Source organism: Kribbella sp. NPDC051586 (assembly GCF_044453965.1).
GTDB lineage: Bacteria > Actinomycetota > Actinomycetes > Propionibacteriales > Kribbellaceae > Kribbella.
Genome location: NZ_JBITDF010000002.1, coordinates 626646 through 652029, shown reverse-complemented (window position 1 = coordinate 652029; position 25384 = coordinate 626646). Strand labels below are relative to the sequence as shown.

Annotated in this window: 26 protein-coding genes; 13 read left to right on the top strand and 13 right to left on the bottom strand. The window is 68.2% G+C overall.

From position 1 onward, the window contains the following. The first annotated feature begins 21 nt into the window (after window positions 1-21). The 3 genes from ACIA58_RS13505 (at window position 22) to ACIA58_RS13495 (ending at window position 3613) form a co-directional block, all read left to right on the top strand. Window positions 22-1395 carry a class II 3-deoxy-7-phosphoheptulonate synthase gene (locus tag ACIA58_RS13505; RefSeq protein ID WP_396403928.1) on the top strand — a complete coding sequence of 458 codons (1374 nt, stop codon included), beginning with the start codon at window positions 22-24 and terminating at the stop codon, window positions 1393-1395. Next, the gene (locus ACIA58_RS13500; RefSeq protein ID WP_396403927.1) at window positions 1392-2414 is read left to right on the top strand and encodes a threonine aldolase family protein; all 1023 of its coding nucleotides are present in this window, start codon (window positions 1392-1394) and stop codon (window positions 2412-2414) included. Before ACIA58_RS13505 ends, ACIA58_RS13500 begins: the two co-directional genes overlap by 4 nt. 221 nt (window positions 2415-2635) lie before the next feature. After that, window positions 2636-3613: a ribose-phosphate diphosphokinase gene (locus ACIA58_RS13495; RefSeq protein WP_396403926.1), complete on the top strand. Its 978-nt coding sequence runs from the start codon at window positions 2636-2638 to the stop codon at window positions 3611-3613. 102 nt (window positions 3614-3715) lie between these two features. Here the strand turns inward: ACIA58_RS13495 and ACIA58_RS13490 are convergent, their stop codons facing one another. After that, the gene (locus tag ACIA58_RS13490) at window positions 3716-4630 is read right to left on the bottom strand and encodes a phosphotransferase family protein (protein ID WP_396403925.1); all 915 of its coding nucleotides are present in this window, start codon (window positions 4628-4630) and stop codon (window positions 3716-3718) included. Between the two features lie 188 nt (window positions 4631-4818). Here ACIA58_RS13490 and ACIA58_RS13485 point away from each other — a divergent pair, with 188 nt between their 5' ends. Beyond that, window positions 4819-6522, top strand: a complete 1704-nt coding sequence (locus tag ACIA58_RS13485) for a SulP family inorganic anion transporter (protein ID WP_396403924.1) — start codon at window positions 4819-4821, stop codon at window positions 6520-6522. 50 nt (window positions 6523-6572) lie between these two features. On the opposite strand, the gene ACIA58_RS13480 is transcribed toward ACIA58_RS13485, so the two are convergent. From ACIA58_RS13480 to ACIA58_RS13465, 4 genes are all read right to left on the bottom strand, one after another. Further along, window positions 6573-8036 (bottom strand): DUF1214 domain-containing protein, encoded by a 1464-nt coding sequence (locus ACIA58_RS13480; protein ID WP_396403923.1) that lies wholly within the window; start codon window positions 8034-8036, stop codon window positions 6573-6575. A gap of 185 nt (window positions 8037-8221) precedes the next feature. Continuing rightward, on the bottom strand, window positions 8222-8395 hold the full coding sequence (locus ACIA58_RS13475) for a hypothetical protein (protein ID WP_371401441.1): 174 nt from the start codon (window positions 8393-8395) through the stop codon (window positions 8222-8224). Window positions 8396-8479: 84 nt separating this feature from the next. Next, window positions 8480-9085 (bottom strand): ankyrin repeat domain-containing protein, encoded by a 606-nt coding sequence (locus ACIA58_RS13470; protein ID WP_396403922.1) that lies wholly within the window; start codon window positions 9083-9085, stop codon window positions 8480-8482. 22 nt (window positions 9086-9107) lie between these two features. Next, window positions 9108-9500 (bottom strand): hypothetical protein, encoded by a 393-nt coding sequence (locus ACIA58_RS13465; RefSeq protein WP_396403921.1) that lies wholly within the window; start codon window positions 9498-9500, stop codon window positions 9108-9110. A 207-nt stretch (window positions 9501-9707) separates the two neighbouring features. Here ACIA58_RS13465 and ACIA58_RS13460 point away from each other — a divergent pair, with 207 nt between their 5' ends. From ACIA58_RS13460 to ACIA58_RS13440, 5 genes are all read left to right on the top strand, one after another. Beyond that, window positions 9708-10595 carry an aminoglycoside phosphotransferase family protein gene (locus tag ACIA58_RS13460; RefSeq protein WP_396403920.1) on the top strand — a complete coding sequence of 296 codons (888 nt, stop codon included), beginning with the start codon at window positions 9708-9710 and terminating at the stop codon, window positions 10593-10595. A 64-nt stretch (window positions 10596-10659) separates the two neighbouring features. After that, entirely contained in the window at window positions 10660-10815 is a 156-nt protein-coding gene (locus ACIA58_RS13455) for a hypothetical protein (protein ID WP_396403919.1), read from the top strand. 16 nt (window positions 10816-10831) lie between these two features. After that, the gene (locus ACIA58_RS13450; protein WP_396403918.1) at window positions 10832-11479 is read left to right on the top strand and encodes a VOC family protein; all 648 of its coding nucleotides are present in this window, start codon (window positions 10832-10834) and stop codon (window positions 11477-11479) included. Window positions 11480-11697: 218 nt separating this feature from the next. After that, window positions 11698-12465, top strand: coding sequence for a phosphotransferase family protein (locus ACIA58_RS13445; protein WP_396404976.1), 768 nt, complete (start codon window positions 11698-11700; stop codon window positions 12463-12465). Window positions 12466-12525: 60 nt separating this feature from the next. Continuing rightward, window positions 12526-12990: a cupin domain-containing protein gene (locus ACIA58_RS13440; protein ID WP_396403917.1), complete on the top strand. Its 465-nt coding sequence runs from the start codon at window positions 12526-12528 to the stop codon at window positions 12988-12990. Here ACIA58_RS13440 and ACIA58_RS13435 read toward each other — a convergent pair. Further along, the gene (locus tag ACIA58_RS13435) at window positions 12987-13775 is read right to left on the bottom strand and encodes an alpha/beta hydrolase (RefSeq protein ID WP_396403916.1); all 789 of its coding nucleotides are present in this window, start codon (window positions 13773-13775) and stop codon (window positions 12987-12989) included. The two genes, ACIA58_RS13440 and ACIA58_RS13435, sit on opposite strands and share 4 nt — an antisense overlap. Before the next feature lie 11 nt (window positions 13776-13786). Next, a complete protein-coding gene (locus ACIA58_RS13430) occupies window positions 13787-14350 on the bottom strand; it encodes a hypothetical protein (RefSeq protein WP_396403915.1) in 564 nt (187 codons plus the stop codon). A 66-nt stretch (window positions 14351-14416) separates the two neighbouring features. On the opposite strand from ACIA58_RS13430, the gene ACIA58_RS13425 reads away from it, so the two are divergent. Continuing rightward, window positions 14417-15538: a Gfo/Idh/MocA family protein gene (locus ACIA58_RS13425; RefSeq protein WP_396403914.1), complete on the top strand. Its 1122-nt coding sequence runs from the start codon at window positions 14417-14419 to the stop codon at window positions 15536-15538. Window positions 15539-15576: 38 nt separating this feature from the next. Here ACIA58_RS13425 and ACIA58_RS13420 read toward each other — a convergent pair whose 3' ends face one another. Beyond that, on the bottom strand, window positions 15577-18645 hold the full coding sequence (locus ACIA58_RS13420; RefSeq protein WP_396403913.1) for an amidohydrolase family protein: 3069 nt from the start codon (window positions 18643-18645) through the stop codon (window positions 15577-15579). 140 nt (window positions 18646-18785) lie between these two features. Between ACIA58_RS13420 and ACIA58_RS13415 the strand changes: the two genes are divergently transcribed. Continuing rightward, window positions 18786-19310: a hypothetical protein gene (locus ACIA58_RS13415; RefSeq protein ID WP_396403912.1), complete on the top strand. Its 525-nt coding sequence runs from the start codon at window positions 18786-18788 to the stop codon at window positions 19308-19310. 15 nt (window positions 19311-19325) lie between these two features. On the opposite strand, the gene ACIA58_RS13410 is transcribed toward ACIA58_RS13415, so the two are convergent. Both ACIA58_RS13410 and ACIA58_RS13405 read right to left on the bottom strand, forming a co-directional pair. Beyond that, window positions 19326-20537, bottom strand: coding sequence for a hypothetical protein (locus ACIA58_RS13410; RefSeq protein WP_396403911.1), 1212 nt, complete (start codon window positions 20535-20537; stop codon window positions 19326-19328). Continuing rightward, window positions 20527-21024: a SigE family RNA polymerase sigma factor gene (locus ACIA58_RS13405; RefSeq protein WP_396403910.1), complete on the bottom strand. Its 498-nt coding sequence runs from the start codon at window positions 21022-21024 to the stop codon at window positions 20527-20529. The genes ACIA58_RS13410 and ACIA58_RS13405 overlap by 11 nt, the downstream gene beginning before the upstream one ends. A gap of 140 nt (window positions 21025-21164) precedes the next feature. Between ACIA58_RS13405 and ACIA58_RS13400 the strand changes: the two genes are divergently transcribed. Further along, complete coding sequence (locus tag ACIA58_RS13400) at window positions 21165-22235, top strand: glycoside hydrolase family 172 protein (RefSeq protein ID WP_396403909.1); 1071 nt, start codon at window positions 21165-21167, stop codon at window positions 22233-22235. Here ACIA58_RS13400 and ACIA58_RS13395 read toward each other — a convergent pair. Continuing rightward, on the bottom strand, window positions 22232-22786 hold the full coding sequence (locus tag ACIA58_RS13395; protein ID WP_396403908.1) for a TetR/AcrR family transcriptional regulator: 555 nt from the start codon (window positions 22784-22786) through the stop codon (window positions 22232-22234). The genes ACIA58_RS13400 and ACIA58_RS13395 overlap by 4 nt on opposite strands. Before the next feature lie 75 nt (window positions 22787-22861). Between ACIA58_RS13395 and ACIA58_RS13390 the strand changes: the two genes are divergently transcribed. Beyond that, the gene (locus ACIA58_RS13390; protein WP_396403907.1) at window positions 22862-23257 is read left to right on the top strand and encodes a RidA family protein; all 396 of its coding nucleotides are present in this window, start codon (window positions 22862-22864) and stop codon (window positions 23255-23257) included. Here ACIA58_RS13390 and ACIA58_RS13385 read toward each other — a convergent pair. Both ACIA58_RS13385 and ACIA58_RS13380 read right to left on the bottom strand, forming a co-directional pair. Further along, on the bottom strand, window positions 23254-24456 hold the full coding sequence (locus tag ACIA58_RS13385; RefSeq protein ID WP_396403906.1) for a glucoamylase: 1203 nt from the start codon (window positions 24454-24456) through the stop codon (window positions 23254-23256). The genes ACIA58_RS13390 and ACIA58_RS13385 overlap by 4 nt on opposite strands. Window positions 24457-24470: 14 nt before the next feature. Next, window positions 24471-25361, bottom strand: coding sequence for a DMT family transporter (locus ACIA58_RS13380; protein ID WP_396403905.1), 891 nt, complete (start codon window positions 25359-25361; stop codon window positions 24471-24473). Window positions 25362-25384 lie beyond the last annotated feature (23 nt).

Sequence of the window (25384 nt, the reverse complement as noted above, 5' to 3'; positions counted from 1 at the left end):
CGGCTCAACTAGGCTGTGGGCATGCAATTTGCGACGTTGACGGCGGGGGAAGTGCCCGGGGTTCCGAGTCTGGACGACTTGCGGGGGCTGAAGCCGCTGCAGCAGCCGGAGTGGCCGGACGGCGCCGTGCTGGGCCAGGTGATCTCCGAGCTCCGGAAGCTGCCGCCGCTGGTGTTCGCCGGCGAGTGCGACGACCTGACCACGAAGATCGGCGCGGTCACCCGCGGCGAGGCGTTCATCCTCCAGGGCGGCGACTGCGCCGAGACGTTCGCCGGCGTGACCGCGGAGAACATCCGGGCCAAGCTCCGGGTGCTCCTGCAGATGTCGGTCGTCCTGCAGTACGCCGCGAGCGTCCCGGTGGTGAAGATCGGCCGGATCGCCGGGCAGTACGCGAAGCCGCGCAGCTCCGGCGAGGAGACGCGCGACGGCGTCACGCTGCCGTCGTACCGCGGCGATGCCGTCAACGGCTTCGACTTCACGCCCGAGTCCCGCATCCCGGACCCGCAGCGGCTGCGGGGTGTCTACAACGCGGCGGCCGCGACGCTGAACCTGACCCGCGCGTTCACGACCGGTGGGTACGCCGACCTGCACCAGGTACACGCCTGGAACACCGACTTCGTGAAGTCGTCCCCGGTCGGCCGGCGCTACGAGCAGCTGGCGTCCGAGATCGAGCGCGCGCTCGCCTTCATGCGGGCCTGTGGCGCCACCTCGGACGAGTTCAGGACCGTCGACTTCTACGCGTCGCACGAGGCGCTCATCCTCGAGTACGAACACGCCCTGACCCGGATCGACTCGCGCACCGAGCAGCCGTACGACGTGTCCGGCCACCTGCTCTGGGTGGGGGAGCGGACCCGTCAGCTGGACGGCGCGCACGTCGAGTTCCTCGCCTCGCTGACGAACCCGCTCGGCGTCAAGATCGGCCCGACCACGACACCGCAGTACATCCGGGCCCTGATCGACAAGCTGAACCCGAAGGGGATCGAGGGGCGGCTCACGTTCATCACCCGGATGGGTGCGGGCAAGATCCGCGAGGCGCTGCCGCCGCTGCTGGAGGCGGTGCGTGATCACGGCTCGCCGATCGCGTGGGTCTGCGACCCGATGCACGGCAACACCTACGAGACGCCGAACGGCTACAAGACCCGCAACTTCGACGACGTGATGGACGAGGTCCAGGGTTTCTTCGACGCGCACGAGCAGGTCGGGACGTGGCCGGGCGGCGTACACATGGAGCTCACCGGCGACGACGTCACCGAGTGTCTCGGCGGCGGCGAGGAGCTGGTCGCCGAGGACCTGGTGAACCGGTACGAGACGGCCTGCGACCCGCGGCTGAACCGGCACCAGTCGCTGGAGCTGGCCTTCCTGGTCGCCGAGCGGCTCAGGGGTGCGCAGGCGTGATCGACCTCCGTTCGGACACCGTCACCCGCCCGTCGGCGCAGATGCTGGCCGCAATGACGTCGGCGCCGCTGGGCGACGACGTGTACGGCGAGGACCCGACGGTCAACGAACTCGAGGAGACGGTTGCCGGGCTGCTCGGGCACGAGGCCGGGCTGTTCACCGTCACCGGGTCGCTCGCGAACATGCTCGGCGTACGGGCGCTGGTGCCGCGCGGCGGCGAGGTGCTCTGCGAGGCGAACGCGCACATCGTCCGCGCCGAGCTCGGCTCGCACGCGGCCGCCAGCGGCGTGACCACGCGGACGTGGAGCGCGCCGGCCGGTCAGATCGACCTCGAGCAGATCCGCGCGCTGATCGCGCCCGACCTCGGGCCGTACTTCGTCACCACGTCGGCGGTCTCGGTCGAGAACACGCACAACTTCGGCGGCGGCGCGATCCAGCACGGGTACGACGCCCTCGCCGACGAGCTCGACGCGCGGGGCATTCCGCTGCACCTGGACGGCGCCCGGCTCTGGAACGCAGCCGTCGCCACCGGCCGGCCTGTGTCGTCGTACGCCTCTCGTGCGGCCGCCGCGAGCGTGTGTCTGTCCAAGGGTCTGGGCGCTCCGGTGGGCTCGGTCCTGGTCGGCTCCGCCGAGCTCATCCGTGAGGCGCGCGTGTGGCGCAAGCGTCTCGGCGCCGGCTGGCGGCAGGCCGGCGTACTGGCTGCCGCAGGGTTGTACGCCGTCGCGCACAACGTCGAGCGGCTGGCCTCCGACCACGCGAATGCTCGCGCGATCGCCGAGGTACTCGCGGACGCCGCGCCGGGCTCGGTCAAGCCCGACCAGGTCGAGACCAACATCGTGGTCGCCGACCTGGCCAGCACCGGTCGCACGGTCGCAGAGGTGGTGGCCGGCGCGAAGGAGGCCGGTGTCCTGGTCGGCGGTGTCGGCGCCACCCAGCTCCGGATCGTCACGCACCTCGACGCCTCGGGCGAGGACTGCCGCACGGCGGCGACAGTCCTCGCCCGGATCCTTACCTGAAGCGGTAAGCGGCGATCGTCGTCAGCCCGGACGCGTTGCCGCCCGCGTCGATCAGCTCGACCACTCGGTAGCAGCGATCGTCGTGCCGGACGCGCCACTCGAGACCCTGGAAGTGTTGAGCTTTCGGCTCGATGGCGTCGCTGCTCGATGCCCTCGGCGCTCCGGGCGGGCATGCGCCAGGTAGGCTGCCGGTGTCGGGGTCGCAGCGTTCGGGGAGAGCCGTGCGAGAGATCGTCGTGTTCAGCGGAAGTGCCCACACCGAGTTGGCGGAGCAGATCTGTGGTGATCTCGGCGTACCGCTTTCACCGGTCGAGATCCATCGTTTCAGCAACGACTGCCTGCAGGTCCAACTCCAGGCGAACTGTCGGCAACGAGACGTGTACATCGTGCAACCATTGGTGCCGCCGACGCAGGAGCACCTGATGGAGCTGCTGCTGATGATCGACGCCGCCCGTGGCGCGTCGGCCCAGCAGATCACGGCTGTCATCCCGCACTACGCGTACGCGCGCTCCGACAAGAAGGACGCGTCCCGCATCTCGATCGGCGGCCGACTCGTCGCGGACATGCTGACGACGGCCGGCGCGAACCGGGTGCTGACGATGGCGCTGCATGCGCCGCAGGTCCACGGGTTCTTCTCCGTACCGGTCGATCACCTGACCGCGATCGGCGTACTCGCGGACCACTTCCGCGGCCGCGACCTGAGCGACACCGTCGTCGTCAGCCCCGACCTCGGCAACGCGAAGACCGCGACCCAGTTCGCCCGGCTCCTCGGCACCCCCGTCGCCGCCGGCAGCAAGCAGCGCCTGGCCGACGACCGGGTCGTGATCGACGCCATCGTCGGCGACGTAGCCGGCAAACGCGCGATCATCCTCGACGACGAGATCGCCACCGGCGGCTCCATCATCGAACTCCTCGACCGCCTCAAGGACCGAGGCTGTACGCAAGCCGCCGTAGCCTGCACCCACGGCCTGTTCGCCGGTCCCGCCGTGGAGCGCCTCCGCTCCCACCCCTCCATCACCGAAGTCATCAGCACCGACACCGTCCCCCGCCCCGACGGCTTCCCAGAACTGGAAGTCACCTCGGTAGCCGGCCTCTTCGCCGAAGCCATCAAACGAATCCACGACGGCGAATCAGTAAGCAGCCTCTTCGACGGCGTGGACCCCACCCACGCCCCACCCCAACCCAAACTCCCCTTCTAACCGGGGTAATCGACCCGCGCGCTACGCAGCAGCCGCTTCCTTCGTCGCTCCGCTCCTCAGTGCACCTGCGCCCATTCGCACACCATCTCCACCGGGCGCCAGTTAGCGAAGCGTGTTCAGTTCGTCAAGGGCGCGATGGCCGCGCTCGACGACACCTGGAACGACATCGTGGTCTCCGTGGCGGATGGGCCACTCGAGCTGCACGAGGATCTGTGTCGCTACGAGCACCGCCGCCCCCTCCCAGCCGACCAGGTCGAGGATCCTCGTCGACAGCCGCCTTCGGACACCGTCCAGCGGATCCTGGAAGGTGTGCCACTGGAGGGTGGTGAGGTCGGTCGCCCGCGTGCCGCTACCTGCATTCCCGATATCCACAACCGCCACGACGGCCCCGTCACGGACGAGGACATTGTCGGGCTTGAAATCGGCATGGACCATGTCAGGCGCCGCTCGTGGTGGTGAGACGTCGGCACACATGAGCCGCAGTCGCTCGACCAAGGCCGACACCACAGCGGAGTACCCCGAAAGCGCGGCGACAGCCCTCGACAAACTCGGAGCCAGGTCTTGACCGAATTCCTGACCGGTGGCGAGCCGCCAGGCGTACGACCAGTGGTCGTAGGGCTCGGACGCTTGGCCGGCCTGGAGTTCGTTGATCTCCATCAGCTGCTCAACGAGGGAGGGGGTCAGCTCTGGCACGGGGGCCGCGTCAACGAAGTCGATCAGATGCCATATATGAGTGGCTGTGGCCCCCACTCCAAGCCAGGCCGGGGTGGGATAACCGCGCCCACGCATGCGCTCGACGATTCTCTGGGTTCGCAACGACTCGTCCAGCTGGTTGGGGCGTGCCCGCGGCCAGGCTTTGAGCACGGCATCTGCCCTTCCGGCCAACTGGACGCGCACGGCACCCACATCGAAGCCTCCGGGTAGGCGACTGAGAAGAGTGACCTCTGCCCCGACGACGCCGGCCACATCGGCCAGGACATCGGTCGGCAGCCCTTCGAGATGGGTGCCCTGGTTCATCACCCGATCCTCAACGCGCGCGCAACCATCCCCGCATCCTGGCACCCTTCCACGACCCACCGCATGCCATTTCCTCACCGAAGAGCGAACGCGCCGGAGGGCCTCTGTCTCTGTTCGCTTCGTGAAGTGTTCCGAAGCTGCTTGAGACTGCGTTCGTGCGGCGCGACTCTATGCTGAGGTGTGGCGCTTTGGCTGAGAAGAACGAGTGCGTCGTGAAGGTGCCGCTCTTTACCTGGTTCGCCGGCTATCACCGCAGCTGGTTGCGGGGCGACATGATCGCCGGTGTCACGGTGTGGGCGGTGCTCGTCCCCGAGGCGCTCGCGTACGCACAGATCGCCGGTGTCTCGCCGGTGGTCGGGCTCTACGCGGCTCCCGGCGCGCTCATCCTCTACGCCGCTTTCGGCAGCTCACGCCACCTCGTGACCGGGCCGATGGCGGCGACCGCTGCGCTGTCCGCGGCCGCGGTAGGGGAGCTGGCGGCGGGTGGATCGGACGCCTTCGTCCAGCTCACCATCACCCTCGCGCTCGTTGTCGGCATCCTCGCACTGGCTGCCGGCGTACTGCGGCTCGGCTTCTTGGCGAGCTTCATCTCTGAGCCGGTGTTGAAGGGCTTCGTCATCGGTCTGGCGCTGACCATCATGGTCGGCCAACTGCCGAAGCTGTTCGGGATTGAGAAGAGCGAAGGCGCCTTCTTCCAGCAGCTCTGGGGTTTGCTCGGTGATCTCGGCGATACGAGCGGTCCCACGCTCGTGGTCGGCGTCCTGTCGCTGCTACTCGTCGTGGGGCTCAAGAGGTACCTGCCGGTCGTGCCCGGGGCTCTCGTCGCAGTGCTCTTGGGGATCCTCGCGGTCAACCTGTTCGACCTCGACGGCCATGGCGTCGCGATCGTCGGCCACATCGAGAGCGGGCTGCCTTCTTTCGGCCTGCCCGACGTCGCTGCCCACAGCTACCTGGATCTCTCCGCGCTCGCGGTCGGCGTCATGCTGATCGGGTTCGCCGAGGGGCTCGGTGCCGCGAAGACGTACGCGGCCAAGAACCATTACGAGATCGACGCCAACCGGGAACTGATCGGGCTTGGCGCCGCCAACCTGGCCTCCGGGCTCTCGAGTGGAATGGTCGTCAACGGGAGCCTCTCGAAGACGGCCGTCAACGGCTCCGCAGGCGCCCGCTCCCAGTTTTCGAGCCTCGTCGTCGCTGCATTGGCGGTCGTGACGCTGCTGTTCCTGACCGGACTGTTCGAGGATCTGCCCGAGGCGACACTGGCCGCGATCGTCGTCGCCGCGCTGATCGAGCTCGTCGACATCGAAGCGCTCATCCACCTCTACCGGTTCCACACCCGCGGCGCGGGCCGAGCCTATGCTCTTGCCGCCCGTCCCGACTTCGCCGCCGCTGGTGCGGCGCTCCTCGGGGTGCTCGTCTTCGACACAGTTCCCGGCCTCTTCATCGGCATCGCCGTCTCGCTCCTCCTGCTCCTGTACCGAGCGTCGCGCCCGCACATCGCGGTGCTCGGGCGCGACTCCGCAGCGAGTGGCCGATGGAGCGATATTCAGCGCGATCCTGTCAATGAGCGCGTCCCTGGGGTCGTTGTGCTGCGTCCCGAGAGCGGCCTCTTCTTCGCCAACGCCGACGCCGTCCGCGATGCCATCCGAGCGCACGCTGCGGTCAAGGGCACGAAGGCCGTCGTGCTCGACGCCGAGACCGTGCCGTCCATCGACGTCACGGCAGTCAGCATGCTCGTGGAGCTGGCCGGCGACCTCCGGCGCGACGGGATCGAGCTGGTCCTGGCGCGCGACGTGGCAGCGGTACGCGGCCTCGTCCAGCTCGGTGAGGGCGACACTCCACTGCGGACCTACCCGACCGTTCGGGCCGCCATCGCAGCCCTCGAGAAATAGGCAGCATCAGACGCGGCACGAGCGACTGAGACGCTACTGATGTGCGGCAGCTAGATCTTGGTGAAGTCGCCGGGCTTGTACTGGCGGTCGAAGAATTCTTGTTTGGGTCCGTACCAGCGCAGGAGCGAGAACCATCCCGTACCCGGGTTTGTCTTGAGCCAGTTCAGCGCTCCTTGGGGGCGTTCGGGTCCGACGTGGATGGTGGTGGTGCCGTCGTCGTTGGGGACGAGGTTGTTCAGTGAGTTGAGGGAGGGGTACTCCTGGCCGTCGGCGTCGATGCCGGCGGCGGTGTCGGCGTCGTAGATCGCGACCGACCAGAACAGCTTCGCCGGCGGATCCGCCGGCAGGTCGATCCGGTAGGTCTTCTCGCCGCGCAGATGGTTCCCGTCACTGTCCTTGTAGGCGTTGCAGTACTTCGCACCGAACCCGGGGCGCAGGCCCATCATCCCGGTGCTGATCGAATAGTGGTTCACGAACATGTGCGCCTTCGCGTTGACGTCGGTGTGCCCGGTGGCCCGGGCGCGCCACTCCTCGTCGAGGAGGCTGTGCAGGAAGTCGTCGAACACGGTCTTCACGTGTGCGACCCAGTGGCGGTCCTCCCAGAAGAGCGTATTGGGCTCCTGGTCGTAGTTGGCCGCGATGTTCTTCGCCATCCGCCAACCGGTGCGTGCGGCCAGATCGAACAGCTCACGCTGTCGCTGGGTCGGCGCGAAGGTGCCACCCTTGACGATGCCGAGTGAGCCGAGCATGCCGTGCATGTACGGATCGACCGTGTCGACGCGCTCGCTCTGGATGAACTCGTCCAGCCGGTCGAAGTACGCCCCGTCGCGGTCGAACAGCGCGTTGGCCGGGGTGTCGGAGGCGTTCACGTGGTGCATCGGCAGCGCGTCACCCTCGAACGGGCGGACGGTCACGCCCTCGACGGCCGAGACGCCTGGTGCGAGGTCGTCAACGGACTGGAAGAAGCCGCGCAGGAAGATCAGTACGCCGTTGGTGCGGCTGGTGTAGACGAAGTAGCCGTCGTACTTCGGGTCGTCCTGCTCCCCGTCGGGGACGATCACGTACCGGCCACCCGCGCCCTTGTCCGGACCGGGGATGCCGATGTCGCCGAGGTACTGGACGCCGTCGATGTGCGGGCCGGTCAGCGGCCGGTGCCAGAAGTCGTCCAGCAAACCTTGAATACGGGGCGGCGCCTCGATAACCAGCGGGCCCGTCTCGGCGAGATCGACGAATGCCATCCCGTAGATGACGTCGGAGTTCGGCGTGGTGATAGTGGTCCGGGGTTTTAGGCGCTCCTCGAACACACTCATGACCTGATAGCCCTCCCCGAAGGCAGCCCCCAGCCCGCGCTTCATCGCCTGCATGTTCATCGCCGGCAGCGCCCAGAGATACACCTGCGTCGCACGCTGGAAGAACAACTCCTCGCCCAACGCCGTCGACGTCTCAGACGTCGGGTACCCACCCTCGAGCGCCGCCTCGGCCAGCCAGGCGTAGCGGTCCTGTGGTGCGCTCATCGACACTCCTCGAATAGTCCGGACACAGGCGGTCGACCTGTCCCTCAGACACTGTCCCGACAGATTCCCGCTCCGCCTCACCCACCTCGGATGAACCCGCGATCGACCACCACGCCCCCAGGCCAGGGTTCACCTACTGCCCATGGCCCGGGGTCTCAGGATGAGGATGCGGGGTACGACGCCGATCAGCGGCGGCGGCCCCAGCGGCGGTTGGCGCCGATGCCGGCCAGGTGGAGAGCGATGCACAAGAGGCCGGCCATGAGCAATGTCTGGGGGGTGAATGCATCACTTACCCTGGCGTCGGCCCAGTCCAGAATGAGGGCCAACCCGAAGATAACGGCGGCGATGATCGCGAACATTGATTGCTCCTTCGAACGATCAGGCGGAATTAACTCTGATGTACCCAGCCGCTGTCCCGGACAGACTTCGCGGGACGAGCAAATTCAGCTCGTGGCTTTGTCGAGGAGGGCGATGATGAGTTGCTGTTCGGTTTTCGCTTCCGTCGAGCCGGATCCGCCGCGGCCTGTCGTGAGGTGGGCGAGGTCGGTCGGGGTTGAGCCGTGGTTGTTCGGCAGGCTCGGGTCGGCGCCGGCATGGAGGAGTTGCTCGACGGCTGCGGAGCATCGGTTGCGGATGGCTCGGTGGAGTGGGGTGATCCCGCCCGCCGCGGCGGCATTCGGATCGGCGCCTGATTCGATGAGGAGTTCGATGACGGCTCGTTGAGCTGTCGGGTTCCAGTTCGGTGAGCCGGGTACGCCGATGGCCGCGGCGTGCAAGGGCTCGGCACCGCGCCGGTTCCGCGCGTTGATGTCTGCACCGCGCGCCAGCAGGTCCCGAGCGAGTTCGACGTCGTACGCGAACGCCGCGGCGTGCAGCGCGGTGTCGCCCTCGTACAGCTGGGCATGACACTGGTCGATGAAGAACTCGTCGTCGCGAGCTAGGCGCGCCGTCGCCAGCGACGGTACGACGTCGAGCGATGCCGTCACGGACCGACGGTCGCCCGACGCGATGGCTGTTAGCAGCGTCGGGAGGTCTTTGATGTCAGCCATGAAGCACGTTACCTCGCTGCGACTACGCCTTTGCCGGTGCGCCCAGACTTCTGAACGCCATCAGCACGAAAGGAATGGCAAGAAGGACTGCCCCTGCGACAGCCGAGCCCGTGCTCGGCGTCCGGGTACCGGGGTCCAGGAGGGCGTAGCGGATCACGAAGGCGAGGCTCAAGTTGACTGCACCCGCAGCGAAGATCGCCTGAGCATCACTCCATTTGTCCACGTCCAGCACGTGTTTCGGCAGGTTGGTGATCGCCGCCACGATCAGCCCGGTCGGAACCAAAGCGATGTACATGCTCAGCAGAAGCCACAGGATCTCGCTGAACTTGCCGCTCCAACTGTCCTTACCGGTCACCAGCGCTACTGCGCCGACCACCGCCGAATAGGCTCCCAACGCCTTCAGCACCTTGTCCATGCCGCCCCCTTGCTCCGATGGCGATCACGCCATCCACGACGGCATCGGTCAAGCCGTCCGCCGCGCCCGCCCCGTCCCCCCGGGATGAGGCCAGTGTGGCACCAGCACCCCGTTCAGGCCACGATGAATCCACAAGAGATTGCCGTCGGCCCATGAATTGCAACCTCTCCTTGATTCGGCGCGACTTTCGCTAACTAGGCTGGCGATATGAGCCTCGACATTCCTGACCAGGTCCGCAAGACGGTCATAGCAGACGGGAACGAATACTGGCTGGACGAGCTGCCAGGCGTGGTCGACTCGCTGGCCGAGGAGTGGTCCCTGGTGATCGGGTCCAGCTCCGCGGGCGGTCACGCCGCCCTGGTTGTCGAGGTGACGCTTGTCGACGGGACTGCGGCGGTCCTCAAGGTCGGTGTGCCAGGCCGGGATGTCGGGCCGGAGGCCGTGGTGATGCGCCTGGCGGACGGAGAGGGCTGCGCCAAGCTCTTGGGCGAAGACCTGGGTCGACAAGCCCTTCTCCTGGAGCGCCTTGGGGCTCCGATGTACGACGTCGTGGCCGACCCTGCGAGCCGCATCAACCTGCTCTGCGACGTGGCGGTTCGCCTGTGGCGTCCGCTTGGTCCCGATGTTGACCTTCGGACCGGCGCGCAGTTGGCGGAGCAGTACGCCGATCGGCTGCCAGAGCTGTGGGAGCAGGCGGGACGACCGTGCTCGCCGGCCACTGTGGCGGACGCGCTGGATTGCATGAATCGTCGTCGCGTGGCCCACGACGATCGGTCCGCGGTTCTGGTTCACGGCGATATCCACGAGATGAACGCTCTGCAGGCGAGTGACGGCACCTACAAGCTCATCGATCCCGCCGGACTGCGGGCCGAACCGGCGTGCGATCTCGGCACGATTGTGCGCAGCAACCCGAACCTCGGCGACGACCTCCGGACGCGGACCGAGCACCTGGCCTCTCGCATGGGCGTCGATGCCACCGCCATCTGGGAATGGGGAACCATCCACCGGGTCTTCAGCGGCGTCTACGCCTGCAGCATCGGCTTTCAGCCCTTCGGCGATCTCCTGCTGGCCGAAGCGGACCGCCTCACGGCCTAGTCACCGGACAGGCGCGTTACGGATCCGCATACCAGACGCCCGCCACGCTCGGTATCGTCAGGCTGTGGCGGGTTGGGAGAGTCTGCGCGCGGACCTGCTGCGGTTGCGCGAGGAGTCACCGGACGCCGTACCGCCGGGGGACTGGGGGCTGGTCATCGCAGTACAGACGGCCGAGGGTCATATGTGGTCGGCGCCGTTGGAGATCACCATTACGCCGTAGACGATGGGAGTTGGTCGTGAGCGAGCAGGGATGGCAGCGGTTCCTCGCCGCGGAGGGTGGGGGCGACTGGGTGGTGCTGCACGGCGGGGCGATGGCGGCCTTCCGGGTGGGGTCGATGGTTGAGGCGGCGCGGTTGGCTGAGGCGGTGGCGCAGGTCGCCGGGGCGGATGGCGCGGTTCTGACGTTGACCGACAGCCAGCTGACTGTGCGGTTGGCTCGCGGCGTCTTTCGGCTGGAGGAGCGGCATGTCGAGGTGGCGCGAGCGGTCTCGGCGGTAGCGCGAGAGCATGGCGCCACGGCTGATCGCTCGCTCGCGCAAGAGGTGTCGTTTGCCGTCGCGGCTCAGCCGGATGCGATCGACGTCGGATTCTGGCGGGCTGTTCTCGGGTACGACGCGTTGGACTACGACAACGGTGTCGACCCGCTCGGCCACGGATCGACCTTCTGGATGCAGGACCTCGACCCGAACAAGCCCCTGCGGCACGCGATGCACGTCGACGTATCCGTCGCTCGCGAACAGGCCGAGCTGCGTTTGGCCGCGGCGCTGGCCGCCGGCGGCCGGGTCGCCGACGATTCCAGCGCACCCAGCGCCTGGATCCTCGCCGACCGCGCCGGCAACAAGGTCTGCATAGCCGCCTGGCCAGACGGCTCCGGCCCAGCCTAGGCGCGGGAGGGTGTGCGCTGAACCGTCATGCCGGGGACGCCAATCATCAGATCACCTCGAGAGCCAGTATTAGCCTCGGTGGGGTGAGATGGCTTGAGGATGGCTCGGTGGGGGCGGTCGTGGGGGCGTTGGGGGAGGTTGCGCCTGGGCTTGGTGGGTATTCGGTTGTTGTTCGTCCGTCGATAGGGGACGACCCGACGTGGTGGTCGGCCAGTGCGATGGTGGGTGGGCGGTTTGTGGCCAAGTTCGCTTGGTCGGAGCCGGCGGCGGGGCGGCTGGCACATGAGATCGCCATGTTGGAAAGGTTGCGGCCGGCGGTCCCGTATCTGCCGGAAGTAGTTGCTAGTAGCACCGATCCGGTGTTGCTCGTGACCAGGCTGGTGCCGGGTGTGGCGCTGTTCGATGTGGTGGACTCGCTTGATCGGGATGAGGCCGGGCGGCAGGTCGCCGAGTTCCTCGGGGCGCTGCACCACCAAGCAGGACGGGATCTTCCCGCCGCGTCGTTGCAGCCGGCCACGACCGACGTACTGCGTGAGCAGTTCGTGAGATGGGCTCGTCCGGATCAGCGTGCTGATGTCATCAGGTGGTGCGACTGGGCGGACGACGTACTCGCGACGCCGGGTCCGCAGGTGCTGGTGCACGGCGATCTGCATGGTGGGAATCAGGTGTGGGACGCCGGCAAGCTCCGCGTAGTGGTGGATTTCGAGACCGCGGGGCTCGCTGAAGCGGAGTACGACCTGCGTGCGTTCCCGGGAACGGGTCCCGGCGTTGAGTTGCTCACGGCCACCATGCGTCACTACGCGCAGCTGACTGGGCGTGAACTGGCAGTCGAGCGGGTGATGGCCTGGCATCTGCGTACGGCGTTCGCAGACGCGCTGTGGCGCAGCGAGGCCGGCGTACCGCTGCCGGATCACCGCACCCCGGCAGCGTGGGTCGACGATCTGGCGGACCGATTCGCCGCGCTCGGTATCAACCCCCAACGCTGAAGTCCTTGTCCAAGGCCACCGAAGAGTGGCCTACTGGGATTCGGGAGAGGGGGAGATGCGATGAAGCCCTTTGCGGTGCAGCCCAGCGACGGGGTGTGGCTCTCGACGCCCACCAAGGGGTCGGTTGTGGTCCTCGCGGATACGCTGCAGACGAACGGCTCGCTGTCGGTGCTGGAGCTCGAGGTAGCGGCGTACGACGGTCCGGCGGCACACACTCACCTACGCGAGGACGAGGTGTGGTACGTGATCGACGGTGACTTCCGGTTCAAGGCAGGCGACCAGATGTTGCGAGCCACGACCGGTGGCATGGCCTTCGGTCCACGTGGGATGCAGCACGCCTTCCAGAACATCGGCGACACGGTCGGACGGCTGCTGATCATCACCAGCCCGTCCGGCATCGAGCGGTTCTTCGAGCAGGCAGCCCAGCTGTCGCGGCCGATCGATCCGGAAGAGCTCGCGGCCGTCGGCCACGCCAACTGGGTCGAGTTCGCCGGCCCACCTCTCGCCGTCTCCGACCCGCTCTAGCCCGCCGTCGGGGAGTCGAGGTTGTTGGTGGCGAGCCAGTTGTCGATGTGGGACATGGTGGTTTGCAGGATCTTGCCCATCAGGATCATGTGGTCGGCCTCGAGGAGTTCCTGGTAGGTGGCGTTCCGGTACTTCGCGGCGGTGGCGCGGCAGACTGCCGGTACGACGGTGCGGTCCTGGGCGCCGCCGAAGATCAGGACCGGGCCGTCGATCGCGGAGTAGTCGACGCGGGACGCCTTGCGGCGGTCGAGCTGCGGGAAGGCCATCTCGCAGTACGCACGGCCCGATTCGCAGACGAGATCCGCGAACAGGGCACGCGAGTCCTCCTCGGTCTGCGTGATCCGCCCGCCGACGTGGAACTTGTCCCAGGTCGGCCGGAGCGGCTTGGCCCAAGGCCGCGGCTGGAGGTAGTGGCTCAGGAACAGGCGGCTCATCGACGGGTACATGGCGAAGATCCCGGCCGCCGGCGCCGGGCACACACCGATCAGACCCACGTGCTTGGTACGGGCCGCGACGAGCTGGGCCAGCAACCCACCCAGCGAGTGGCCGAGGATCAACGGCGGCGCATCGAGCGACTCACACACCTCGACCAAGTCGTCGGCGTAGTCCGTCAGGCTGAGCGACGCGACCTGAGCGGAGCCTTCTTCCAGCGGCAGCTCGTGGTGGCGCAACGTCGGCGTGTGGACCACGAACCCGCGCGCTTCGAACGCGGCCCGCGCCTCACGGAAGTGACTCCCGCGGCCCCAGGTCCCGTGGATGAGGACGACATGCTCGACAACGCTCATGTCGCCGAAACCTATCCGACCGGAGAGCTCCGGTCGCGCTCATCCACGGAAGTTCGGCGAGCAGTACCGCGGTGCAGGGCCAGATGCCCGCCGAGGAAGCCCGCACCCGCCACGACCACGTTCGCGGCCGCGGCGAGTCGTGTGCCGAGCCGGTGGTTGCCGCGCAGACGCGCGACGAGCGAGCCGGCGAAGAGGAACGTCGCAGTATCCATGCCAACGGCGTGGACCGCACCGATCCGGCGTTCTTCGCCCGACAGTTCCGCCCAGTCACCGGCGCCTGCGAGAGCTGTCGGCAGAGACGCCAGCAGTCCGAACCCGGCGAGGATCGTCGCCCCGCGACGCGACTGGGATCCGCCGGCGAGGTCGAGAAGGGACGTGCCGAGCCAGCACCCGGCGGTCACGTCGGTGAGCGACGGATGCAGCGAATGACCGAGTACGTCGGTGTGCAGCGGAGTCCGTTGTACCCACTCGATCAGCGGTGCGTACGCCAGCTCCTGGGCGCGGGCAACCCGCTCGGAGAGCTGACTCTCACCGACCGCGCGGACCGCGCGTTCCGGCAGGGATCTCGAGGCCACGCTCTCAAAGTACGCTCGCGACCGTCGCCCCCGGAAGCGCTGATCACTCATGGGATGATTGTTCGTATGGCGGACTCGGTGCGGGTTGGGGTTGTCGGCGCGGGGAGCATCTCGGTTCGTGGGCTCCTGCCCCATCTGGGGCAGCCGGACCTGGCCGGCCGGGTGCGGCTCGCGGCGGTGTGTGATCCGGTACCGGGGCGGGCGGAGGCGGCGGCTGAGCGGTTCGGGGTCGAGCAGGCGTTCACGGAGTACGAGGATCTGCTGGCTCGGGGCGATGTCGACGCGGTGACGATCGCTTCGCCGATCGGGTTGCACTACGAGCAGGGCAAGCTCGCGTTGCGGGCCGGCAAGCATGTGCACTTCAACAAGACGATGACGATCACCGTTGCCGAGGCCACCGAGCTGATCGAGCTCGCCGCCGCCAACGACCTGCGGATCGTCGCCTCGCCGGGCGAGATGCTGCGCCCGCACCACGTCCGCACGCGCGAGCTGATCGCCGAGGGCGCGATCGGCGCGTTGTCGTGGGTGAGCTGCGGCGCGTCGTTCGGCACCTATCACGAGAACGAGTCCGTCCGCGGCGGCAACGACGTACTGAGCAACATCGACCCGTCGTGGTACTTCCGCAAACCCGGCGGCGGACCGATGTACGACATGACGGTGTACGCGCTGCACGCCGTCACCGGCATCCTCGGTACGGCGAAGCGCGTGACCGCCATGTCCGGCGTACGAATCCCCGTTCGCAGCAGCGCGGGCGTGGACGTCCGGACCGATGCCGACGACAACACCATCGTGCTGATCGACTTCGGCGACAATCTGTACTGCGTCGCGACCGGCACCGCGGCGGGGCCGATCCGAGGCGGCTTCGGCGGCGCGTACTACGGCACCGAGGGCACGATCGACGGCCTGCTGCTCAACGACGAACCGTTCGACTTCCCCCACCGCGACCCGGCCGAGCTCTCGCCACGCGGACCGGGCAACCAGGCCCTGCTTCCGCACGTGACCGGCGCGCACCGCGACATCGAAGAGCAGCACGTGTACGAGGACGTCATGCAGTTGGTCGACTGGGTCCGCGACGGCACGCCCTCCATCGTCACCGCCGAACACGCCCGCCACGTCATCGACATCATCGAGTCCGCCTACCGCGCCGCCGCGACCGGCCGAACCCAGGACCTCACCACCTCGTTCTGACCGAACCTCTGCGATCCTGATCGGATGGCGGACGTGTGTCAGCCCTCGCAGCAGAGCCGGTGGAGCCACTCCGGCTCGTGCCACCAGTAGGTGTCGTCGTGCGCGTGTGCCTGGTCCCGGGTGAGTGGTTGTGGGGCGTTGGCTGTGTGGACCACGGGGGTCGCGTACGGCGCCAGCAGGTCGTCGACGGTGTGGAGCTTGCCGGCGATCATCACCTGCTCCACGGCAGCGGCCGCGCGGATGTCGGCCAGCGGATCTCCGACGACGAACGAAAGGTCTGCCTGCGCTCCGGGTTTCACGGCGCCGAGCTTGTCCTGGAGGTTCAGCCAGCGCGCCGGGTTACGTGTCGCTGTCGTCAGAGCCTCGTACGGCGTGAATCCGCCGGCCACCATCGAACGCAGATTGGCATGCAACGAGACGGCCATGTTGTCCAACGGCGTATCCGTACCCGAGATCACGAGCCCCCCGCCGCGATGGATCCGGAGCACCATGTCGACGTTGCCGCGGAGCAGTTCGCGCGTCGTGACGCCGGCCGGCCCACGCGCGGTGTTCACCTCGGCCATCAACGCGTCGTACTCCCACGACGGATACAACGTCGTCGTACGCCGATCCGTCAGCAGCGACGGATCGTCGACGTGCGCCATCGTCGAGTTGAACAGCGTCGGTGTCACCGACAGCCCCGCCCGTGTGAACAGCGTGACCACATCGGCGTACGCGCGTCCCAGCCGGCTGACCGTGTGCGAGTACCCGAGCCGGTTCGTCGCGCCGGTGTGCTCCATGCCGTCCATCCCGAGGTGCTCGGCCGGGTAGAGATAATGCGACGACAGCCGGAGCCCGAGCTGGTGGACGAAGGCGATCGCCCGCCGCTGGTACTCGATCGGCAGTCGCACATACGTCTTCACCAGGTCGTACGCGAGCCCCTCGACGCGATCCAGCTCCAGCCCGAGCTGCCGCAGCGACAGCGTCGGCCGCATGAAGTTGTAGTACACCCGCGACCCGTCGATCGCCTCACCGGTCGCGAAGTACCGCGGTCCACGCAGGGCTCCGCTGACAAGGGCCTCGCGCGTCTCCTGCATCTGGTACGCCGGATCGCCGGGCGACCGCGTCGTCGTGATCCCGTACGCCAGCCACAGGTTCCCCTGCCGCGCACCCCAAGCCCGACCGCGCAGATGCCAATGGTTGTGCGCGTCAATCAACCCCGGCATCACGGTCAGCCCCGACGCGTCAACGTCGGCACGACCATGATGCGGCCGTACGGCGGCGATCCGCGAGCCGTCGAGTACCACGTCGACGTCGCGGCGCAGCGTGGTCGCACGGCCGTCCCACAGCGCACCGGCGTGGATCGTCACATGCTGGTTGATCGTCGCCCGCCGGTACTGCAGATCGAGCCGGATCGTCTCCGCCCGCCCGCCGGTGATCGTTGTCCTGCGCAACTTCCCGTTCGAGAGATAGATCAGCGTGCGATCGTCCTGCCAGACGGGTGAGTCCGTGACCTCGCTGGTGATCGCGCGCGGCTCGCCCGTGAATCGGCCGCGGGCGTCGACCGGTACGACGTACAGCAGGCTCTCGACGACGAACGCGAGGTGCGTGCCGTCTGGGGAGAAGACCGGGCCGTCGTCGCCGCGGGTGGCGAGCGATCGGAAGGGCATCGGCTCGACGTACTCGAGCGCCCCGGTCGCGACGTCGACGTACAGGAGTTGGCTGGTGCCTTCGCGGAACCGTTTGGAGAACGGCTTGACGGCGGCCAGCACCAGCGTGCGGCCATCGCGCGACCAGCTGACCCGGCCCGGCTGGAAGAGCGTCGGTGTGAGCCGGCGGACCTGCCCGGATGCGAGGTCAAGGGCCCAGGCGATCCCGTCCTGGTCCTGGTACGCGATCTGCCGTCCGTCCGGCGAGAAGCGCGGCGCGGTCTGAGCCCCCGGCAGACTGGACAGTTTGGTGTCCTCGCCAGAGCCCAGATCATGGAGCCAGAGGTCCGCCGTACCGTCGCGATCGCTTGCATACAGCAACTTCTTGCCGTCCGGCGAGAAGTCGGGATCCGAGTTGAAGTAGCCGTCAGCAACCAGTTTGCGCGGATGACCATCGGTCGCGATCCAGAGCGCGTTCAACGCCCGGAACGCCAGCGACTTTCCGTCCGGCGACACGGTTGGACCGGCGATCCCACGGACCGCACGCTTCCCGGCGGACTCGAGATCCGGCGTCTTCGGCCGCGGCCTCTTCGACGTCACCGGAACAGTCGCCGCGAACGGTACGACGCTGTGCCCGCCGCCTAAGTGATAGCGCCGGACCGTGCCATCCGCTGTATAGAAGAGGTCAGACGCCCAGGACGGCGGCAGTGCGAACACGTCCTTGCCGGTCGTAACCTGCTTGCCGTCGACAACGAGATCGCACGTCGGACCGGTCAGCCGCACGTACGCGAGCTTGCCGGCGGGGGAGTACGACGGCCCGAACACACTGATCCCGGTCTGCGCCGCGACGAGCGTCGTACGAGCGCCTGTCGCGAGATCGAGCTCGACGATCGAAGTGGTGTCGACGGTGAAGGCAACCTTCGTGCCGTCCGGGGACACGGCCGGCTCGCCCTCTTCACTCGCCTCGTCGGTGAGGGCCGCGATCGCGCCACTGGCGAGATCGAGGCGGTGGATTCCGTAGCTGCCGCCGCGATCGGAGGAGAACACGATCGACCGGCCGTCCGGCGTGACATGTGGTTCGCGGTGGTCGTACCGCCCGCTCGTCAGCTGCCGGAGCCCGCTGCCGTCGGGCCGGATCGACCACAGGTGGAAGTTCCCGTCCCGGTACGACTGGAACACGATCCACTTGCCGTCGGGCGACCAACGCGGCCGGGTCGCGTCCTGCAAGTCGTCGGTGAGCCGGCGCGAGGTCCCGCCCGCGGCCGGCGTCACCCAGATCGCCGTCACCAGGTCGAACGCCAGCCATTTCCCGTCCGCCGACACCGACACCATGAAGTTGGTGCCTTCCCGCAGTACGACCTGATTCCCCGCCGGAGCTGCTCGAGCGGGCAGTTGTACGGCGCCGACGGCCGCGACTCCGCCGCTGAGTTGCAGCGCACGACGGCGCGAGATGCTCCACGATCCAGGGTTCTCGGTCACGATCCGGATCCAATCCCTAGGGGGCGGTGGGATGCGTCCGAATCTGCCAGCACCATTCACGCAGCACGATCCTGACTGGCGTGCCTCGCGCCGAACGGCCGCTAGCGTGCGACGAACGGTGAGCGTCTATCGTCTGCGGCATGCAATCTCTGTCTCCACGGGCCCGGGCGCTCGGTGCGGCCGTGCTCTGCCTGGTGATCGCCGTCGCGGCCGGACTCGCGGTGGACAGCCGGCTCGACCGGCACTGGATCCTGCGCGGGCTGACGGCCTTCCTCGCCGTGTGCTGCGCCGCCCTGCTGCTGACCGATCAGACCCGGCGGATCCGTCAGATCGTCACCGCGATCGGGCTGGCGATGTTCGGGGTGATCATCCCGGTGACGCAGACGACGTGGTCGAAGCCGCCGGAGATCAAGTTCGCGCTGCAGGTCGCGACCGACGCCAAGGCCGCGGCCGAGAAGGCATCCAGCAGTAGCGTCACGGTCGCGAACGTGAAGACCGCGGCCGAGGCACGCGGTGGCGCCATCGGCTCCTTCGCCACCGAGAAGAGCCCGCAAGTGCACGGGGCGGACGCCTACCCGGTCATCGTCCGCCCCAAGCACGACCAGGGCCGCCCCTGGGCCTGCCTCTCCTTCACCGGCACCACTGCCGCGGTCCGCCCCTGCTGAGACCTGCAGCCGGGATCACGGAATGGCAGTTGCCGCGTCGAACCAGGTGGTGGGGTCCTTCGGGTTCTGGGTCAGCTCCATGGTCTCGGCGATCCGGAGGAGTTGTTCCTTGGACGGCTTCGGGGCGTAGCTGGTGATCACGACCGCGACGCCGTCGGCTTCGAGCCGGAGGGTGTTCAGCGGGCCCGACAACGTCACCTTCGACGGATCGCGCTTGGAGTAGGTGATCGTCTGGTTGGTGAAGAAGGCCTTCATGCCGTGGATCGAGCCGTCCGGTTTGTCGCCTCGGATGAGGGTCAGCTGGTTCCACGATGTGCCGGTGTCGTACCTGATCGACAGGTCGTCGCCGCGGCCCGCGTCCCACGGGTTGCCCGCCATCAGGCCGGCCGGTTGGAGCACCCGCGGCACGTAGCCGGTGGCGGGGTTGCCGTCGCTCAGCAGCGCTGTGAACTCCTCGCCGGATCTCAGGATCCTGCTGTCGGCCGGGTGGTAGCGGACCTCGTGCGGTGAGAGGCCCTTCGGAAGCTCACCGAGCTTGAACGGCGAGCCGAGGCGGTCGGTCGGCGGTGAGAGCAACCCGGCGAGCTTCAGGGCAGATCCTGGCTGGGTCGTCGGCACGAGCTCGGTGCCCTTGGGGAGCAGACTCTCGCAGCTGAGCAGCGCCCACACCCCGGCGACCGGCTGCCACACGATCGTGTTCCGGACGTTGGCGGACAGCGGAAAACTGTAGTTCGGCGGCCCGGGCATGAACGCGGTCTTCCGGTCCGAGGTGACCGTCCACGCCTTGTGCCCGCCTAGGTCGACCGACGGGCTGCCGGCCGGGATCGTCGACGGGTCGAAGTCGCCGTTGCGGTGCAGTTGCAGCTGACAGAACGGCACCCCGGTCCGCAGACCGGTGTCGACCAGCTCGTAGTCCTGGCGGTTCGCGGAGAATCTCTGGTCGACCGCCTTGAAGCTCTTCAGCAGGTTCAGATCGACCCACTGCGACCACGCGGTGTTGCGCGTGTCCTGCGCCACCGGACCTGGTCTGTCGTCCGAGATGACGTGCGGTACGACGACTGCCGCGACCGCCACGCAGGCCGTGGCGACCGCGGTGCAGATGATCGGTCCGGTACGACGTGGTCGGCCGGCGCTCCGGGGCAGCAGGGCCGCGCGGACGTCACTGGGATCCGGTGCCTGGTCGGCCAGGTGGTCGAGGGCGTCCCGGAGGTCTTCTTCAGTACGCATGGTGGACGTCCTCCGTCACGCGGTCGCTGGTGAATTCGATCCGCAGGGTGGCCAGCGCGCGGGAGGCGTGGGCGCGCACGGTGCCCGGCGTACAGCCGATGGTTTCGGCGATCTCGTTGTCGGTGAGGCCGCCGAAGTACCGCAGGACCAGGACGGCCCGTTGACGGCGGGGGAGCTTGGCCAGCTCGCTGAGCAGTTGGTCGTGGTCGGCGGCCTGTTCGGCGTGGTCCGGGCTGGTGCCGGAGTCGACCTCGGCGATGGGGACGTACCGGGACCACTTGCGGCGCCAGGACAGGTACTCGTTGACCGTCATCCGGCGCAGGTACGCGTCCGGGCTGTCGGCGGACCCGATCCGCGCCCAGTTCCGCTGGGCCTTGATCGCGACGTCCTGGACCACGTCCTCGGCAAGGTGGGGCGAGCCGCACAGCACCGTGGCGAACCGGAGCAGCGACGGAAGCCCGGACCGGGTCCACTCGTCGAAGGTCACGTCGTCTCCTCTTCCGGCCAATTTGTCACCGGCCTACACCAGTACAGACGACGGCAGGTTCGGATCTGCTGAGTCCAGGGTGAGTCCAGGTCGCGGGCAATCGATTTCTCAGCGAGCCCCGGACCGCTAGGGTCGCGGGTATGACTCTTGGGAATCTGACCGGCATCAGTGCGCTCGCCGACGTCGAGACGCGCTCCATCAGTGCGGAGAACCCGACCGGCGAGCCCGGTCAGGGCGGGCGGCGGACCGAGGGGACCGGGGCGCGCGCGGCCCGGGATCTCGGCCAGGGCTGGAAGGTCTCGCCCTCGATCGAGATCGGTCCGGGGGAGACCGCGACGCTGGCGGACATCGCCGGCTCGGGCTGCATCACCCACATCTGGCTCACCACCCACGTCGACCACTGGCGCCGGCTGGTACTGCGCGGCTTCTGGGACGGTGACGCCGCGCCGGCGATCGAGACCCCGGTCGGCGACTTCTTCTGCTCCGGCTGGGGCAAGTTCGCCCAGGTGAGCTCGCTGCCCGTCGCGGTAAACCCGAACGGTGGTTTCAACTGCTACTGGGAGATGCCGTTCAACGAGCACGCCACGTTCACGCTGGAGAACACCCACGACGAGACGGTGGTCGTGTACTTCCAGGTGGACTACTGGCTCGGCGCAGTACCGGACAAGTCGGCGTACCTGCACGCGCAATGGCGGCGGAGCAATCCGCTCGTATCGGAGACGGTCCACACCCTGCTGGACGGTGTCGAGGGCCCCGGTCACTACGTCGGCACCTACCTGGCCTGGGGCGTCAACAGCACCGGCTGGTGGGGCGAGGGCGAGGTGAAGTTCTACCTCGACGGCGACGACGAGTTCCCGACTATCTGCGGGACCGGTACCGAGGACTACTTCGGCGGCGCGTGGAACTTCGACGTGCCGCACCTGGGCGGCTACACCGAGTTCAGTACGCCGTACCTCGGGATGCCGCAGGTGATCCGCCCGGACGGGCAGTACCAGAGCCAGCAGCGCTTCGGCATGTACCGCTTCCACCTGCCTGACCCGATCCGCTTCAAGGAGAAGCTGCGCGTCGACGTCCAGGCCCTCGGCTGGCGCTCCGGCGGCCGCTACCTACCCCTCCAGGACGACATCTCCTCGACCGCGTTCTTCTACTCAGGCCAGACGAGCACGACGCGACCGGACGCGCCGACGCACGACGTGATGGAGATCTGCTAACCCGCCTGGGTATCGATCCATCGTCGTAGCCGCCGGGCCTGGCCGGCCATCACCTCGGGTTCGCCGAGCGTGCCGGCCAGGACGGCGGCGCCCTGGTACCCCGCGACCAGCTCGACCGCGAGTGCGCGCGCACCCCGGCAGCCCATCGCCCGGAACTCCCGCTCGGCCCAGTCGAGCGGGATCCGCATCAGCTCGACGGCGTGCGGATCCGTCCCGTCGGCGCGCTTGGCCAGCTCGGTCGCGAGGGTCCCGTACGGACAGCCGTACAGCGCGGTCTCGTCGGACCGATCCGCGAGTACGTCGACCAGCGCCTTGAGCCGCGCCTTCGGGCTGCGATGCCGGCGTTCCACCTCGGCGAGCGTCGCCGTCAGGCCCTCGGCATGCGCCTCGCTGATCGCGCCGACGATCTCTTCCTTGGTCTTGAAGTAGTAGTAGACGTTGCCCAGCGGTACGTCGGCCGCGGCCGCGATGTGCGCCAGCGTCGTCGCCGCGACACCCTGCCGATAGACCATCTCTCCGGCCGCAGCGACCAGTCGTTCCCGTTTGCCCACAACCTCGAGTATAAGAACTGTCGGTGGCGGGTTCTAGGTTAGTTACCTAACTAACTCGAAGGTGAGGAGAGCACCATGCAACGCACCGCGATCAACCCGTGGAACTGGTCGGTGGGCCTGGGCTTCGACCAGGCGCAGCTCGTCGAAGGCCGCCGTCGTGAGCTCATCTGCAGCGCGCAGGACTCGGTCGACGGCGACGGAAACTCACAGCATCCAGGTGACCTGGCAGCCCAGCTCAGGCTGGCACTCGACAACCTCGAAGCTGTCCTCGACAGCGCCGACATGACCGTGGCCGACGTCGTCCGGCTCAACATCTACACGACCGACGTCGCCGGCCTGCTGCCGCACTTCGGCATCCTGGCCGAGCGTTTCGGTGGCAGCCCCGATCGGTTCGCCAGCAGCGTGCTGGGCGTCGCAAGTCTTGCGGGGCCGGACCTCCTGGTCGCCCTCGAGGCGACTGCCATGGACTAGGGGACCGGCAGTGGGTTCTGCAGAGCTGAGTCGGCGAGGACCACCAGGGCCGCGGTCCATGCGAGCGGTGCCTCGCCGGCTGGTTCCAGGTCCCGGTTGACCTTCTCGGGCAGCGCGCCGGTGCTGGTGCGGTGCTGGTCGAGCCAGGACAGCAGATGGTCCGCGGTGGTGCGGTCTCCGCGTGCGGCGGCGCTCAGTGCGAACAGCGCGGTCTGGGGTGTCCAGGACACACCATCCGCGCGCCAGGACTCGCCTGGCGTCACGCCGCCGTTGGGCTGGGTGAGTACGGCGTGGGCGCGGTCGATCGCCGTCGTGACGACGGCCCGCGCCGGGGCGAACGGTGGACCGAGCACCGTCACGATCGCGTCGGCGCCGCCGCCGATGCCGATCGGCTCGACACCCGGCTCCACGAAGCTCGTCGCTTCCGCCGGGGTACGCGCGTACTCCGGCCCGAAGACCCGATCGGTCGCCGCTGACAACGCTTCGGCCGCGGTCTGCCAGCGGGCCGCCTCGGCCGGGTGATGCTGATCGGTCGCGATCCGCACCGCGGACCGGAGCCCGGTCAGGAGCGGAGCGACCGTGCCGAGAGTCAGCTCCTTCTCGCGCCGCTCCCAGTAGTCCGACGAGGGATCGGGCAGCCCGTCCGGCGCGAGCTCGGCGACGATCTGATCAGCCGATTCCCGGACCATGTCCCAGTACCTGGCGCCCGCGCGGCAGAACCACGTCGCCCACAGCACCCAGCCGGACCCGTCCAGCTGCGGCGCACGCCCGTCGTCGACCCGGCCGCCGGTCTCGGCGTACCGCGCCTGCCACCGGCCCGTCGACGGCCGGACGCGATCCAGGAACGACAGCACGTCGAGAGCCTCGTCGTACTGCCCGATCGAGCACCGGGCGACGGCGACGAACGACGCGTCGCGCGGCCAGACGTAGCGCCACGGGCCGTCCCAACCGGCCAGGGTGGCACCGTTCGGCAGGGTCAGCCCGTCCAGGTCGGCCAGCGCGTGCTGGACTAGGTCGTCGTACTTCCCGCTGACGAGGGCCGAGTCGGCATGCGTCGCGGTCCGACCCGGGATGCCGTCGGCGACGAGGCGGGGTTGCGGGTTGCGGATCAGGTTGCTGGTCGTCCCGGCGGCCAGGATCGCGAGCAGGACGGCGATCACGATGTACGGGAACCACCGGTACCGGCCGGCCTCGCGCATGATCCCCTCCCGTCCTACTGAGCCAGGTGCTGCACTTCCGCCTCGAACTTACGCCGCGGCGCCAGCTCGACCAGGTACATCGCCGACACCACCAGCGCTCCACCGACCAGCATCCGCCAGGTCAGGCTGTCGGAGCCGAACAGTACTGCGAACGTCGAGGCGAACACTGGCTCCATTGTCATCGCAATCGCCGCCCGCGTGGGAGTCAGGTGTGCCTGGGCCCAGGTCTGCACGATCAGCGCGAGCGCCCCGGCCACCAGCGCCATGTAGACCACGGCGACCCAGTCGCGGCCCGAGCCCGGCACCGAGAACCCGCCGGGCAGCGCCCCGATCGCGCAGACGCAGGTGATCACGATCATCTGCAGCGCCGACAGCCCGAACGCGTTCTTCGGGGTCGACCAGGCGCCCAGCCCGATGATGTGCAGCGCGTAGAGCCCGGCTGATGCCAGCGTCAGCAGCTCGCCGGTGCCCAGCGTGAGCCCGCGCAGCGACAGGACGCCGAGGCCGACAGTGGCGAGGATCACGGCGAACCAGGCCCAGCGGCCGATCTTGTGCCGCAGGATGACCGCGCCGAGCAGCGGGGTGAAGACGACGTACATGCCGGTGACGAAGCCGGAGACGCTCGCCGAGGTGTGCCGCAGGCCCTCGGTCTGCACCAGCTGGGCGATGCCGTAGGTGATGCCGAGGGCAACGGCCCGGCCGCGGTCGAGACGGCTCAGTTTCGCGATCGCGGGCGGATGGACCAGCACCAGCGCGACCGAGGCGATCAGGAATCGCAACGCCAGGTAGTCGGCGACGTCCATCCTGGTGAGCAGGTCCTTGGTCAGGAAGAATGTCGACCCCCACGCCGCCGCGACCGCGAGCAGGGCGAGTACGGCGATACGCGGGTGGTTCACGCCGCACATCTCATCAGACGCCTTCAGCGGAA

Excerpts from the sequence above, each read along its gene's own strand:
- ACIA58_RS13505 (WP_396403928.1), top strand. The coding sequence starts at position 22 with ATGCAATTTGCGACGTTGACGGCGGGGGAAGTGCCCGGGGTTCCGAGT.
- ACIA58_RS13490 (WP_396403925.1), bottom strand. The coding sequence starts at position 4,630 with ATGAACCAGGGCACCCATCTCGAAGGGCTGCCGACCGATGTCCTGGCC.
- ACIA58_RS13480 (WP_396403923.1), bottom strand. The coding sequence starts at position 8,036 with ATGAGCGCACCACAGGACCGCTACGCCTGGCTGGCCGAGGCGGCGCTC.
- ACIA58_RS13475 (WP_371401441.1), bottom strand. The coding sequence starts at position 8,395 with ATGTTCGCGATCATCGCCGCCGTTATCTTCGGGTTGGCCCTCATTCTG.
- ACIA58_RS13470 (WP_396403922.1), bottom strand. The coding sequence starts at position 9,085 with ATGGCTGACATCAAAGACCTCCCGACGCTGCTAACAGCCATCGCGTCG.
- ACIA58_RS13465 (WP_396403921.1), bottom strand. The coding sequence starts at position 9,500 with ATGGACAAGGTGCTGAAGGCGTTGGGAGCCTATTCGGCGGTGGTCGGC.
- ACIA58_RS13460 (WP_396403920.1), top strand. The coding sequence starts at position 9,708 with ATGAGCCTCGACATTCCTGACCAGGTCCGCAAGACGGTCATAGCAGAC.
- ACIA58_RS13445 (WP_396404976.1), top strand. The coding sequence starts at position 11,698 with ATGGTGGGTGGGCGGTTTGTGGCCAAGTTCGCTTGGTCGGAGCCGGCG.
- ACIA58_RS13440 (WP_396403917.1), top strand. The coding sequence starts at position 12,526 with ATGAAGCCCTTTGCGGTGCAGCCCAGCGACGGGGTGTGGCTCTCGACG.
- ACIA58_RS13435 (WP_396403916.1), bottom strand. The coding sequence starts at position 13,775 with ATGAGCGTTGTCGAGCATGTCGTCCTCATCCACGGGACCTGGGGCCGC.
- ACIA58_RS13425 (WP_396403914.1), top strand. The coding sequence starts at position 14,417 with ATGGCGGACTCGGTGCGGGTTGGGGTTGTCGGCGCGGGGAGCATCTCG.
- ACIA58_RS13415 (WP_396403912.1), top strand. The coding sequence starts at position 18,786 with ATGCAATCTCTGTCTCCACGGGCCCGGGCGCTCGGTGCGGCCGTGCTC.
- ACIA58_RS13410 (WP_396403911.1), bottom strand. The coding sequence starts at position 20,537 with ATGCGTACTGAAGAAGACCTCCGGGACGCCCTCGACCACCTGGCCGAC.
- ACIA58_RS13400 (WP_396403909.1), top strand. The coding sequence starts at position 21,165 with ATGACTCTTGGGAATCTGACCGGCATCAGTGCGCTCGCCGACGTCGAG.
- ACIA58_RS13390 (WP_396403907.1), top strand. The coding sequence starts at position 22,862 with ATGCAACGCACCGCGATCAACCCGTGGAACTGGTCGGTGGGCCTGGGC.
- ACIA58_RS13385 (WP_396403906.1), bottom strand. The coding sequence starts at position 24,456 with ATGCGCGAGGCCGGCCGGTACCGGTGGTTCCCGTACATCGTGATCGCC.
- ACIA58_RS13380 (WP_396403905.1), bottom strand. The coding sequence starts at position 25,361 with ATGTGCGGCGTGAACCACCCGCGTATCGCCGTACTCGCCCTGCTCGCG.